Consider the following 14095-nt stretch of genomic DNA (forward strand, 5'->3'; position numbering starts at 1 on the left):
GTTAACCGAGTAACATTTCTATAGTAACCAGGGCAAATCAGGTTAGTGCGGTAGCTATTGTCTACTTTTAACATGAAAAAAATAAAGGAAATAATTATGACTACAACCACAGTTGACTATCCAATACCAGCTTATCGATTTGTTGTCTCCGTTGGTGATGAACAAATCCCTTTTAACAACGTTTCAGGACTGGATATTACTTATGATGTCATCGAGTATAAAGATGGCACTGGTAATTATTATAAAATGCCGGGTCAACGTCAGTTGATCAATATTACACTGCGTAAAGGGGTATTTCCTGGTGACACTAAACTTTTCGACTGGCTTAATTCCATTCAGCTTAATCAGGTTGAGAAAAAAGACGTTTCAATTAGCCTAACCAACGAAACCGGTACCGAAATTTTAATGAGCTGGAGCGTAGCAAATGCATTCCCAACGTCATTAACCTCCCCTTCTTTTGATGCCACCAGCAATGATATTGCGGTTCAAGAAATAAAATTGACTGCCGATCGAGTCACCATTCAGGCAGCTTAAAGCATCATGATGACTGATATATCAGACGGACAAATGATCTTCAGAATTTGGCCCTACGGCTACCCGTCCAATTAAATTCACCATCCTGCAATTCTCACAAAATATCGCACAAATATAATTGGAGGCAATATGCCAACAACAACAACTTATCCCGGCGTTTATATTGAAGAAGACGCCTCACTGTCACTCTCCGTTCGCTCAAGTGCAACGGCAGTGCCCATTTTTACCGTTGCAGATGACAATCAACTTCATACTCCTATCAGAGTTAATAGTTGGTTAGAATATCTGACACGAAAAGCAGACAAAAAATTCGATCCTACCGACAAACTTGATATCACCCTGCGCACTTATTTTATTAACGGTGGCGGATATGGCTACCTTGTAAAAACCAAAGACCTGGAAAAACAAGTTCCAAAGTTTGACGATGTAACATTACTGGTTGCTGCCGGAGAAAATATCAAAACTGCTGTGGGCACACTTTGTCAACCGGGCAAAGGCTTATTTGCTATTCTGGATGGTCCAACCGAAGAGTTAAAGTCTGATGGAACATCCCGAAATAATTATGACCAAAACTCTTTTGCCGCCGTTTATTACCCCTGGCTAACTTCTGATTGGGCGGACAATATCCCGCCAAGCGCGGCTATTGCCGGCCTCTACTGTTCAGTTGATCGTACCCGCGGTGTCTGGAAAGCCCCGGCAAATGTCATATTACAAGGCGGGGTAAAACCGACGTTTAAAGTCACCGATGACTTACAAGGTATCTATAACACCGGTAAAGCTATCAATATGATCCGTGAATTTCCGAATACGGGTGTTACCGTCTGGGGCGCTCGCACACTTGATGACAGTGATAACTGGCGTTATATCCCGGTTCGCCGCCTGTTTAACAGTGCGGAACGAGACATTAAAAATGCCATGAGTTTCGCCGTTTTTGAACCTAACAGCCAACCCACCTGGAAAGCAGTACACCGAGCTATTGATAACTATCTCTATGCCCTTTGGCAACAAGGAGGACTCGCAGGAAACAAAGCTGAACAGGCTTACTTTGTGCAAATTGGCAAAGACATCACCATGACCGACGCGGATATCAAACAAGGGAAAATGATAGTTAAAGTCGGTATGGCCGCAGTGCGCCCGGCTGAATTTATCATCCTTCAGTTTTCACAAAACGTAGCACAGTAACCGTACTGAGGCGCGGTTTAACACCGCGTCCATCCAGTCTATTGAATGGAGGAAACAATCATGATAACGGAGATAAAACAGCCGGGCGTCACAATAACGGAAAATGCGATATTCCCAAAATCAAACAATAAATTTACCGGCGTACCTATTTTTCTTGGCTATACCGAAAAAGACTCAAGCAATAAAATGGCTGTTAAATTAAATAACCTGATGGACTTTACCCAGGAATTTGGTCAATCAGGATTAACGTATTATTCAGTACGTCACTTCTTTGAAAATGGCGGACAACAAGCTTATATATTGTCACTGGGGATTAATCAACAGCCAAAATATTTTCAATCATTGATTACTGCCCTGCAATGGAACTGGGTGAAACAAGCCATTTCCGCAGAAAACGAAATCACATTAATCGTTGTGCCTGATATTGCCCGTTTTAATGATCTCAGCGCTCAAAAAAGCCTTTGGCTACAATTCTGGCAATCAGTTCTCAATCTTTGCAAAAGTCGACGTGGCATCATGGGATTACTGGATGCCCCGGACGATCCAATATTAGCAGCTGAATGTTTAAAACAGTTCTCTTCCACTGATCGCCAATGGGGCGCTGTATACTGGCCAAGGCTAAAAAGCACTTACCAGAAAGACGACCAATATATTGTACTTTCACCGACCGCCGCGGTCGCTGCCGTCATTCAACGTAACGACTACCAGAAAGGCGTATGGACTGCGCCCTCCAATGTTGCTTTAGCCAAAGTGATCGGCCCGGTACGTTCTTTCATTGAAGCCGGAGCCCTGTTTAATCAAGAAGGCACTTCGCTGAATCTGGTCCGCAGCTTCCCCGGCAAAGGTATTAAAATCTGGGGATGCCGCACGCTAGACAACACACCGGGTTCCCTCTGGCGTTATATCCAAATTCGCCGTCTGGTTTCCTATATTGAAGCTCATCTAACCCAACTCGGTCGAGCCTTTGTCTTTGAACCTAACAACGCCATCACCTGGATGAAATTTAAAGGTCAGGCCCACAACTGGCTACGTCAATTATGGTTAAAAGGTGGATTACTCGGCATTCAGGAAGATCAGGCATTTGAGGTGTTACTGGGTGTTAATGAATCAATGAGTGAAACCGATATCTTAGCCGGAAAGATGATCATAAAAATCAGGCTGGCCCTGTTAATTCCGGCAGAGTTTATTGAGTTAAGTCTGACATTTGATATCCGTAACAATACCGTACCTAGTTAATCTAAACAGGGGAAAACCATGCACAATCTCTATACCCCGTCAGTATCACACCGTTTTATCGCCAGTTTTCTGTTTAACAACATTCCCAGCCCACTTGATATTGCTTTTCAGCGCATATCGGGCTTAAGCCGTGAACTGCAAACCACCCAACACAGTCAGGGTGGAGAAAACGCCAGAAACGTCTGGTTGGCCGAGAAAATCCAACATGGCAGCCTGATGCTGGAGCGTGGTGTTATGACCATCACCCCTCTCACCCTGGTGTTTGATCGCGTGCTGCGTGGTGAGAAAGCGGTATATGCCGATGTCGTCATTATGCTACTGAACGAAAATGCGTTACCTGTGGCGAGCTGGACGGTCAGTAACGCGCTACCCGTTCGTTGGTCCACCAGCGACTTTGATGCCAATAGCAACACCGTACTGGTGAGTTCTCTGGAATTACGTTATCAGGATATGCGCTGGTTAGGAGTGAAAGCATGACTGTAGAAATTAAGGAACTGATTATTCAGGCTAAAGTTACCGATCCGACAAGTGATCAACTCACCCCACGAACATTAGCCGAGGAGAAACTGGATCATGCCCGTTTGATTGACATGGTGAAACGGGAAGTATTAGAGACATTACGCGAAACAGGAGGCTATCATGAGCTTAATTGAACGTGGTTTATCCAGACTCACCCTAACCGCTTTCAAAGACCGGGAAGGTAAAGTTTCTGTCGGTAGCTTACAAGCCATGTATAACCCCGATATGATCCAGCTTGATTACCAAACCCGCTACCAACAGGATGAAAGTGTTAATCGTACTAGCCAAAGCAGCCGCTATGTATTATCCCAACCCGCCGGATTATCCTTAGTTTTGTTGTTTGATGCATCGATGCCCGGCAATAGCAAACCAATAGAAACCCAGCTTGCGACCTTAAAATCCCTGTGTGCAGTTGATGCCAGCACCAAAGTACCCCACTTCCTTAAAATCAAATGGGGAAAAATGCGCTGGGAAAACAAAGGTTATTTCGCCTGCCGGGCCAGCAATCTGGCTGTCAACTATACCCTGTTTGACCGGGACGCCACCCCTTTACGGGCCAGTGCGACCTTATCTTTAGTGGCAGATGAAAGCTTAGTGATTCAGGACACCGAGCGGCAGTTAAAATCGCCACCGGCCACTGCGGTTAGCGTCACAGACATGCTCTCCTTACCCTTGATTGCTTTAGGGGCTGGTGCCTCTCTGGCAGGCGGTATCGATTATCTCTCTCTGGCCTGGCAAAACGATCTGGATAATCTTGATGACTTTACCCCCGGGCAAACCTTACAAGCACGGAGGGACACATGAAAATACCCAAAGTAATCATCAAGATAGATGGTAAGACACTCAACCAATTTACCGTAATCAGCCTGACAACCAACCACCACATCAACGGCATCCCTTCAACCAACATCACTCTGGGCATCGCTGGTAATGCCAGCCATATTTTTGACACTAAGGCTCAGTCTGAACTGGTCAATTGCCGTCCCAATAATGAACTTACCATCCAGATCCAAAAAACCGTGGTGTTTAAAGGCAGCATCGTTCGACAAGCGCTTGGACTAAAAGGTCAGGACAGCATCATTACCCTGACAGCAAAACATCCACTACAAAAGTTAACCCATAGCTTTCATTCACAATTATTCAGTAAACAGAGTGATGAAGCGATTTTCAGAAAATTGTTTAATCAGGCTGGTATCCAAACAACGGTAAAGCAAGCGCCTCAACTTAAAACCGTTCATGAACAAATGGTGCAATTTCGTTGCAATGACTGGATATTCCTAAAAAGCCGATTGATTGCCACTAACACCTGGCTGTTGCCCGGCAATGAATTGGTTACCTTGATAACCCCTAAGGCCCTGAATCAATCGACGGTGCATACCCTTCATCGACATGCCAGTGCTCAAGATATTGTGCTATTTGAAGCGGATCTCCAATGGAATAACCAATACAGCCCTAAAACGGTGAGTGTACGTGCCTGGGATATTGCGCAACAAAAACTTTCTCCAGCAATTAATCCCCAAAGCAGTGGGCTTGGCAGTCATAAATTGGCCGTGGACAGTATCGCAACACTGGCGGATAAAGAGTGGCAATGGGCTTATAGCTCTCCATTGGATAATGAACAAGCCAAACACCTCGCCCAAGGGATTATGAATAACCTGCGAAGCCATAATATATCTGGCAGTTTTGAAATCGAAGGGAATTACCGCTATCAACCGGGAGATGTTCTGGCATTAAATGGTTTTGGTCAGGGGATGGATGGTCAGGGAATTATCACCGGAGTCAGTCAGATAATTAATCAGCGGCAAGGCTGGCGCAGCCGATTAACCTTAGGCATGTTACCTGATATAGAACCGCCGGTACCTCAAGTGAAAGAATTGCATATCGGTATCGTGGAAAAGTACCAGCAAGACAGCCAATCGCTAGGCCGTATCCCGGTCAGAATACCCGCATTAAACCTGACCAAAGGTGTCCTTTTTGCCCGACTAGGTAAACCTTATGCCAGTCATGAAAGCGGATTTTGCTTTTATCCAGAACCGGGAGATGAAGTCATTATCGGCTTCTTTGAATGTGATCCGCGCTTCCCGGTGATATTAGGCTCCATGCATAATCCGAAAAATAAACCACCGTTAGAACCCAGTGAAAAAAATCCGGTGAAAACTTTAGTGATCAAACAAGGAGATAAACAACAAGCATTAATATTCGATAATAAAGAAAACACCGTGGCACTTAATAGCGGAGAAAATAAAGTCTCTCTGCAACAAGATAAAGATATTACGTTCAATTCAACTAAAAATCTCATCACTCAGGCCCAGGAAATTAGCATACAAGCAGAAGAATCGCTGTCGGCCACAGGAAAATCCAGCGTTGATATTAAGGGCGCGAAAATTAACTTAACACAGTAATGAGGTATTGAAATGACAAGCCAAATATTAACCAATATTTATGGTTGCGGCTGGAAATTTCCGCCACAATTTTCTCTGGAGACGGGAATAGCCATGGCCGAAGGTGCCGAAAACGTTCGCCAAAGTATGAAAATCCTTTTTTTAACTGAACCCGGTGAACGGATTATGCGAGAAGATTATGGTTGCGGTCTGAATGATTATATGTTTGAAAATATCAGTGATGAATTGTTATCGGAGATTCAAACCCGTATTGAAGAACGAGTTCTGCGCTATGAACCTCGTGCTGAAATCACCGATATTCAGATAACGCAGAAAACAGATTCACCGAATACTTTACACATCCAAGTGACCTATGCCCTGAGAGGCAGCCAAATCAGTCAACAGCTTGAAGGGGTTCTTGAGATCAACGAAGGTCAGGCAAAGGTGAACCTATGAGCAAACAACTGATTATTGATGGCGACAGCCTGCTATTCGAGCCATTATTCGGCAACCGTCAGGTCACCATTTTGATACCTGCGACCATCAGAGGCAGCGGACACGCGCACATCCAGGGCAAAAAGATAGCTATTGTCGGTGATGAAAAAAAGGTGCAACTCCAAGCACAATACATTACCCCAAGCCACCCGATACCGGGCATAGGTACCGTTACCATTGCTCAATTAGATACCAGCCAACAAGTCAACTTTTGCCACAGCCCTGCCACGGTGATAGTTGTTGGACAGCAATTTACTGCTCGATTTACCCCATCACAACCGGCAATTAATCCGTCAACCGGGCCAGATGTCACAACACCCAGTATGGGCAAAGGCCGTTTTATTGCCAGTCAATATGCTATCAATGCCGGATAAATAACTCTGCAATAACGTTCCTATTCCGCAATAGCTATCAGCAATATATACCCAATAGATTTCAAGATGCATCGCGACGGCAAGGGAGCGAATCCCCAGGAGCATAGATAACTATGTGACCGGGGTGAGTGCAGCCAACAAAGAGGCAACTTGAAAGATAACAGGTATATTCAAATAACAGGTGGTATAACATGGGACTCACCGAATTAAAAAATAAACTCGCCGCTATCGTATCCGATACAGATTTTAAACTTGATGAAAAAAGTACGCTGGATATTTTAAACTGGCTACAAGAATACACTAAAAAAATTCCTTTCGATCAAGAGAAAAAACAATTCTGGGATAGTTTCTATTTTATTCAGGAAAATAGCCCTGAAAAATTAGCAGATATTTACCAGAATGTTAATAAAGCGAATGGCAACTTACCGGCCCATCAAGCTTTTATACTCGCTTTTTTAAAACTCCTGGAAACCACCAAAGTTTTATTTAACACTTTTCCGACACGACATCGTGATCTTTATTATCGGGAATTATTAGGTCTAAAACCCAGAAATGCCCAAGCGGATAGCGTTGCTTTAGGCATTACCTTAAATACAGATAAGACAGAATATCTTATCCCTAAAGGAACCTTATTTGATGCTGGGCAAGACAGCACGGGGAACCCATTACAATATGCATCAAATACAGATTTATTGGCGAATCAAGGAAAGTTGAGCGATCTGCGCTGGTGTCGAAAAGATAACGATAGCTGGCAATCTGTAATACTCCTGAACCACGCAGATAATATTGAATTACCTGAAAACGGTATTCGACTTTTTAGTCCAACGCCTAATGATATTCCAGTTTTGTCCGGTTATTTAATTACTTCGTCTTTATTTGCCATGCCAACAGGTGAACGCAGCATTACATTGACTTTAGCAAGTCATTGGAACAGTGATATTAAGCATATAACTGCTAAAATCAGTTCGGGAGATCACTGGCTTTCACCCTCAGTAAAAAAAGAAGAGGACAATGGCATCCACTATCTTAAACTCGATTTATCAACCAACGATGATCCCATCAGCCCCCCTGATGCCCTGGATAATCTGGAGTTTGATGTCCCCGTATTAAAGCTGGGCACCGTTCAGGGGCCTATATTACCCAAGATTACGGGTATTGAAATTAGCATTAACGGCAACAGTCATGTCCGTTATTCCTCTGATAACGGCATTGAGAAAACAGAGGCAACAAGTTTTCCCTTTGGGCACTCACCGTCGCCAGGTTCCGGTTTTAATTTGATTGCTCCTGAATGGTACGGTACAGAAAGCGCCAAAATTACTCTTACTCCTCAATGGACTGGATTACCCAAAGAGGGGTTTAAAAAGTGGTATCAAGGGTATAGCTCTACACCCGAAAATAATGCATTTAAAGTGCAGGCTTATTTAATCACACCTCAAAAGAGAGAAAAATTTAATGAGGCTCAGTCATTATTTAGTGAAAGTGCAAACAAACAACCACAAGGAAAAAGCCTGACTTTTACCTTACCTGCCATGGATTATTCTTTTGCAGACAACCCATCGTCTAATAACTGGCCTGCATCAATCCGCATAGAACTAACCGAACAGGATTTTATGCATACTCAATATTGGCAAAATCCTACTGGCAAAAATCAACCCTATACCCCGAAAATTAATACATTACAGATTCAGTTCAGTGCCAAAATTAAACCCGAACAATTTTCCGTTTACCCTCTCACGCCTTTTGGTTGGGACAAAGCAAACACAGAAATACCATCATTAATCAGTGACACATTTTATTTAGGCTTTACCGATGTATTACCGGGGCAAACTTTATCCCTGTACTGGCAATTAGAAGGCATTAAACAGCTCCCTTTATCCTGGTCTTATCTGAATCAAGAAAATACCTGGAGTCCATTGGATAATCAGGTACATGACCAAACCCGCAACCTATTTGATCGTGGGATCTGGCGTACTTCATTACCACATGATGCGTCAAATCAGGCACCCCAAATGCCGAAGGGACAATACTGGGTAAAGGCACACATTTTACAAACGCACCAAGCAATACTGACCGACCTGTATTGGCATCGGAAAGATAATGATGGCTGGAAGTCTGCAACACCTCTTAGCCTTGCAAATAATATAAAATTACCCGCAAACGGTATCCAGATTTTTAGCCCAACATCTCACGATGTTCCAGTTCGGTACGGCTACTTAATTACTTCATCTTTATTTTCATTCCTTAAGAAAGGACGCAATATCACATTAATTTTAGGAGGTCACCTGGAGGGTAATCCTGAAAACATCACTGCTAAAATCAGTTCAGGAAATCACTGGTTAACACTGTCAGTCGAATATCTCAGCGATACGGCCAGTCTTAAGCTGCAATTATCAGATGATAATCACGATCCCATCAGCCCACCTAATGCTCTGGATAATATGACGTTCGATACGCCATTGTTAAAACTAGAATCCACACAGGATTTCTTAATTTGGGTTTATAAGATATGCATTAATAGCAATCATATACTCTCTGCCACTGACAGGTCTAATGCAGCAATCTCTCCTTTCCCTTTTAGCCAATCGCCATCATTGGGTTCCAGCTTTAGTCCGAAAATAGTTTTCCCGGAATGGTTTGAATCTGAATACGCACCAGACACAACAATCACAATTACCCCGCAATGGGTTAACCTGCCCAAAGAAAATTTTTCATCCTGGTATGGCGGATATATTAGTAAACCGGCTAATAATAGCGTATTTAAAATAGAAGGTTATTTACTTACTCAGTATCGAGAAAAAATCAAACTAACAGAGGCAAAGACTGGAAACGAAACCCAGGCATTATTCAATGGAAACGATGCACCACAAGGAAAAAGCCTGACTTTCACCTTACCTGATAGATATCGCTTCTATTCACACAACCATCAGTCAACAAAGATAGAAATAAAACTCGTTGAACAAGACTTTATGCACGCTCAATACCAGCAAAGTCCTACAGGTAAAAAACCACCCTACACCCCACAACTCAGTGAATTGCAGGTGGAATTCAGTGCTACAGCTTTCCATCGAAACTTCTCCGTTTATCCTCTCACGCCTTTTGGCTGGGACAAAGCTGGAGAAAATAGAACACCATTAATTCATGATACATTTTATTTAGGCTTTACCGATATATCACCAAAGCAAACCTTTTCCCTATATTGGCAGCTCAATGGCCTTAAAGAGCTACCTTTGTCTTGGTTTTATCTGAGTGAAGAAAATACCTGGGAATTATTAAATAGATCAACTTACCACCAAACACACAACCTGTTCGAATCAGCAGAACAAAGTATCCTATTACCACAGGATGCTTCAAACCAGGCATCTCAAATGCCATCAGGACGATATTGGCTGAAGGCACAGATAGCACAGGAGAAAAAGCAGATAAAGATAACCCCTCCCGATTATTATCCAAGAATTAGAGGACTGTTATATAACGCCACAATCGCCACGTTAATCAATACCGAAACTGTTGAGCAATCGCACCTTATCAACGGATTGGCTGCTGACAATATTAAACAACCGGTTAATTCATCCGTTGCCATTAACGAGGTCACTCAACCCTGGACATCCTGGAACGGTCGCCCGCAAGAAACCGAGCAAGCATTCCTGACTCGGATCCCTGCCCGGCTCTCTCATCGTAACCGAGTACTAAGCTGGAATAACATTGCCACTTTACTAAAAGAGAATTTTAGTAGCTTATTCGATGTCAAATATCCCTCTGTCAGTGAATTAACCAAAATCCCAGCACCAGAAAAACGACAATTAATCATCATCCCCGACAACCGCTATAAAGATAACGATGATTCACTACGCCCAGTATTAAACCAAGCCCGATTAACCGAGATGGTTGAATGGTTAGATCGATTAAGCAGCCCCTGGACAACCATTGAAATTAAAAATCCCACATATATTAACGTTCTGATCCACTATGAACTGATATTTGCCTCGGATATTAACCTCGATTATGGCCTTCATCAGCTACAACAGGAACTCAGTCGAAAATATATGCCGTGGGGAGAAAATGTGGCTATTGGTGTAACACCAGGTAACCATATTGACTATTACCAGTTATTAGCCTCGATTCAACAATCACCGCTGGTTGAACGGGTCACCAACTTAACGTTAAAAAAAGGCAGTCAGCCTACTGTAAACGAAAGTATAGAAGCCACCGATGATGAAGTCCTGATTTTAGTCTGGTCATAAAAACTTCCCCAAATTAAGGAATTAACAAATGAATAATCGAGATATGCTATTTCCCATCATTAAAGACGATATTACCTTTGATTCTTTATTCGCCCAGGCAAAGACTGTTATTGAACAACAATCTGGACAATGCTGGAGTAATACAGGTGAAAATGATCCCGGCATCACCTTATTAGAAGCCTGTTGTTATGGCGCATCTGATCTAGCCTATCGCCACGCATTGCCCCTGCGAGATTTGCTTACTCCTAAAGAGCATGAGCGAACAGATGACGGCATTTTTCCCAAAGAATTTGGCCCACAACAAATACTGACCTGTGGCCCAATCACTGCGGAAGATTACCGGCGAGCTTTATTAGACTTGCGTAGTGACGACACCGTTGAAGGCTATTTTTTCTTTAATGATGCCCAGCTCATTCGTGAACCAGAAAATCAACGTTATTCATATTGGTATGATAAAGAAAAACGTGAATACAGTTTTACCCGAAACCGATACAGCGACCAATTACAGTTAACGCTGAGAGGAAACTATTGGCTTTATTTACTTCCCAGTCGAAAAACCCAGCTTGATAACAGCCTGGCAGAAGAAAGACTCAACATTTTTCTAAAAGATAACCGAAATTTAGGAGAATCAGTCAGTAAAATCATTTGGCTAGACCCCATTGAACTGCCATTGAGAATTGATATTCAACTGGATGATGATGCTAAAGATATCGCTGATATATTTGCGAAAGTTTATATGATGGCCGAACAAATGGTACTTGAAAAACCATTACGTTACACCACTCAAGCTATGAAAGAACTGGGTTACAGTCAGGAACAAATATTTGAAGGTCCTTACTTACACCACGGCTGGATACCAAAATTACCTAAGACTAAAGATTATACTCACCCTACCGTATTAAATCTCAGTCCTCTGGTTAATCAATTACTGGCAATCAAAGGAGTGAAACATATTACCCAATTTACATTGGATAAACCCGATGAAAAAATTTCTAAGTTACCACATGATAATTGGTCCTGGAAAATCGCGCAGGGATATTACCCAAAACTATGGGGAGATAGCCCATTAGAATTAATTACCTCACCAACAAGCCCACTCACCATCACGGCAAAAGGAGGCGTTAAAATTGCTATTACTCAACAACAGATAGAAAAAAACATCATTACAGAACCACTGATTAATACACAACCAGAATTATTGAAATGGGGTAAACATCGCAAAGTCCTGGATTACTATCCGATAAGCAATAAATTACCCGCCTGCTATGGATTACAAACTAATACCCAACAACAGCTACAATTACATCAATTCATGCTACCTTTTGAACAAATGCTAGCTAATCGCTGTGCTGAACTCGCTTTATTGCCAAAACTATTAGCGTTTAAACAACGGGGAAATACTGTACATGGTATCCAATGGCCTTTTAAAGAAAATACGGTCGGTCAATATGTTCATAAAGACATAGCATCTAAATTAAACAATAATGCTACGAAAATCGATAATCATGCCAATGACTATGATAAGGAACTCGTTATTCTAGATTATTTATTAAGATATTTTGGGGCCCAATGTGCAATCCCTCGACTATCGCCAGACCCACCACAATCATCATTAACAGAACCTCAGACTAAAAAAGATTTTCTATCTACTCAGCGCGAATATCTGGCTCAACAGCCAAAACTGACTTATCAACGTAACAATATTCGCATTGATAAAGTATCAGCGTTGCAAAAACGTATCGCGGCCCGATTGGGTTTGGGAGGAGAATGTTTCAAAGAAGAACCTAACTTAGCTCACCTTCCTTTCTATCTCATTGAACACCGCAGGCTATTACCGGTAAAACCCGATACAAAATTCAATATTGAGCAACAACCTGATTCTCTGGAAATTGATGATGATAAATTAAAAATCACCCAGAAAGATTCATCAGGTCGGTTACTTCAAGGTCAGGTTATTAACCTAAAATTTAGTGAAGGCTATAATGAATTCACATTGCTAAACCTAATGATCACTGAAGTGACAGGAGATACATTCACCATTAACATCAATAATAGTCGCGATCTAAGAGACAACCTGGACAAAGTGCAAAACGCGTTTAAACAAACTGATAATCTGAGCTGGCACAATAGCCTAATATGGATGGAAGATATGGATTATCAATTGGTTTATGCCAATGAAGAACAAAGAGAAAAAGCGGAAAGTGAACAATGGATTACCATTCACAGTCAAAGCGCTTTCCCTGCCATGATCGGAGAGAATGATGAAATCACGCTAAAAATTCAGTCTGATTATGCGCTTAAAACCCAGGTTGTACAGCTTGATTACGACAATAAAAAGATTCTAATTAGAAAAGACGCAACATCAAAAAATAATTTTCCACCAAAACAAGAAGCCGCCTATTATTCCTGCTCTCATCGAAAAGATAATGAGTATGGATATTGGAATGAACGTACATATGAACTGATTTATGTTGATACAGAGTCTACAAAAGAAAATGAGTGCTGGATTACCATCAACGACCAAAATGATGGGTTTTCTCCTGATATAATCACAGAGAATGACGAACTTATATTGCAAGCTAACCCCAATTATCAATTTAAAACACGCGTAGCGAAACTCGATCGTATTAATAGACAAATATTACTCAGGAAAAACCCAGACTTAGAAAATAACTTTCCGTTAGAAAACAACACATCGAACTATCACTGGCATTTCTCTGGTGAAAAATATGCTCAAACTGACCACTTTTCATTTGTTGTCAGCGTAGTATTGAATCGAGAATTAATTGGCAGTGGTAAAGTCGATCTCTATAAATTAGAGTCTTGGGTAAAAACGGAGATTTTATCTGAATTACCCGCGCATATCTCACTCGTTATTCATTGGCTATCATCGGAAGAATTCAAAGAATTTGCCAGTACTTATAAAGCCTGGCAGAATAACGGCGCTCCTTTAGGTGATCATGCATATGAAATTCTAGAAACATTAACACTAGGGAAAAAACCTTCTGCTTCATCAATAAAGGAATCTTACGAGCCAGTAATAGCAGTATAATAATAACGCTCTCCACTGAAAATCAACGTATTAAAGTCATTATTAAATATTAAAATTAATCATCACATTTATCAATAAAAA

At 41.9% G+C, this 14095-nt stretch carries 11 protein-coding genes; all 11 read left to right on the top strand.

Translation table 11 applies throughout. From position 1 onward, the window contains the following. Window positions 1-96: 96 nt before the first annotated feature. Window positions 97-534, top strand: coding sequence for a phage tail protein (locus BO26_RS00395; protein ID WP_036768053.1), 438 nt, complete (start codon window positions 97-99; stop codon window positions 532-534). 129 nt (window positions 535-663) lie between these two features. Then, window positions 664-1716, top strand: a complete 1053-nt coding sequence (locus BO26_RS00400) for a phage tail sheath family protein (protein WP_036768054.1) — start codon at window positions 664-666, stop codon at window positions 1714-1716. A 60-nt stretch (window positions 1717-1776) separates the two neighbouring features. Next, window positions 1777-2952 (top strand): phage tail sheath family protein, encoded by a 1176-nt coding sequence (locus BO26_RS00405; protein WP_036768055.1) that lies wholly within the window; start codon window positions 1777-1779, stop codon window positions 2950-2952. An 18-nt stretch (window positions 2953-2970) separates the two neighbouring features. Continuing rightward, entirely contained in the window at window positions 2971-3429 is a 459-nt protein-coding gene (locus tag BO26_RS00410) for a phage tail protein (RefSeq protein WP_036768056.1), read from the top strand. Next, the gene (locus BO26_RS00415) at window positions 3426-3605 is read left to right on the top strand and encodes a DUF5908 family protein (protein ID WP_036768057.1); all 180 of its coding nucleotides are present in this window, start codon (window positions 3426-3428) and stop codon (window positions 3603-3605) included. Before BO26_RS00410 ends, BO26_RS00415 begins: the two co-directional genes overlap by 4 nt. Next, window positions 3592-4275, top strand: coding sequence for a CIS tube protein (locus BO26_RS00420; RefSeq protein ID WP_036768058.1), 684 nt, complete (start codon window positions 3592-3594; stop codon window positions 4273-4275). The genes BO26_RS00415 and BO26_RS00420 overlap by 14 nt, the downstream gene beginning before the upstream one ends. Continuing rightward, window positions 4272-5873: a phage baseplate assembly protein V gene (locus tag BO26_RS00425; protein WP_036768059.1), complete on the top strand. Its 1602-nt coding sequence runs from the start codon at window positions 4272-4274 to the stop codon at window positions 5871-5873. Before BO26_RS00420 ends, BO26_RS00425 begins: the two co-directional genes overlap by 4 nt. Window positions 5874-5885: 12 nt before the next feature. Beyond that, window positions 5886-6308, top strand: a complete 423-nt coding sequence (locus BO26_RS00430; protein WP_036768060.1) for a GPW/gp25 family protein — start codon at window positions 5886-5888, stop codon at window positions 6306-6308. After that, window positions 6305-6721, top strand: coding sequence for a hypothetical protein (locus BO26_RS00435; protein ID WP_036768061.1), 417 nt, complete (start codon window positions 6305-6307; stop codon window positions 6719-6721). Before BO26_RS00430 ends, BO26_RS00435 begins: the two co-directional genes overlap by 4 nt. A 191-nt stretch (window positions 6722-6912) precedes the next feature. Continuing rightward, window positions 6913-10962: a hypothetical protein gene (locus tag BO26_RS00440; RefSeq protein ID WP_036768062.1), complete on the top strand. Its 4050-nt coding sequence runs from the start codon at window positions 6913-6915 to the stop codon at window positions 10960-10962. A gap of 28 nt (window positions 10963-10990) precedes the next feature. Next, a complete protein-coding gene (locus tag BO26_RS00445) occupies window positions 10991-14014 on the top strand; it encodes a hypothetical protein (protein ID WP_036768063.1) in 3024 nt (1007 codons plus the stop codon). Window positions 14015-14095 lie beyond the last annotated feature (81 nt).

The organism is Photorhabdus australis DSM 17609 (assembly GCF_000711895.1).
GTDB classification, from domain to species: domain Bacteria; phylum Pseudomonadota; class Gammaproteobacteria; order Enterobacterales; family Enterobacteriaceae; genus Photorhabdus; species Photorhabdus australis.

Coding starts and splice junctions, on each gene's coding strand:
- BO26_RS00440 (WP_036768062.1), top strand. CDS start 6,913: ATGGGACTCACCGAATTAAAAAATAAACTCGCCGCTATCGTATCCGAT.
- BO26_RS00405 (WP_036768055.1), top strand. CDS start 1,777: ATGATAACGGAGATAAAACAGCCGGGCGTCACAATAACGGAAAATGCG.
- BO26_RS00420 (WP_036768058.1), top strand. CDS start 3,592: ATGAGCTTAATTGAACGTGGTTTATCCAGACTCACCCTAACCGCTTTC.
- BO26_RS00410 (WP_036768056.1), top strand. CDS start 2,971: ATGCACAATCTCTATACCCCGTCAGTATCACACCGTTTTATCGCCAGT.
- BO26_RS00415 (WP_036768057.1), top strand. CDS start 3,426: ATGACTGTAGAAATTAAGGAACTGATTATTCAGGCTAAAGTTACCGAT.
- BO26_RS00430 (WP_036768060.1), top strand. CDS start 5,886: ATGACAAGCCAAATATTAACCAATATTTATGGTTGCGGCTGGAAATTT.
- BO26_RS00435 (WP_036768061.1), top strand. CDS start 6,305: ATGAGCAAACAACTGATTATTGATGGCGACAGCCTGCTATTCGAGCCA.
- BO26_RS00395 (WP_036768053.1), top strand. CDS start 97: ATGACTACAACCACAGTTGACTATCCAATACCAGCTTATCGATTTGTT.
- BO26_RS00400 (WP_036768054.1), top strand. CDS start 664: ATGCCAACAACAACAACTTATCCCGGCGTTTATATTGAAGAAGACGCC.
- BO26_RS00425 (WP_036768059.1), top strand. CDS start 4,272: ATGAAAATACCCAAAGTAATCATCAAGATAGATGGTAAGACACTCAAC.
- BO26_RS00445 (WP_036768063.1), top strand. CDS start 10,991: ATGAATAATCGAGATATGCTATTTCCCATCATTAAAGACGATATTACC.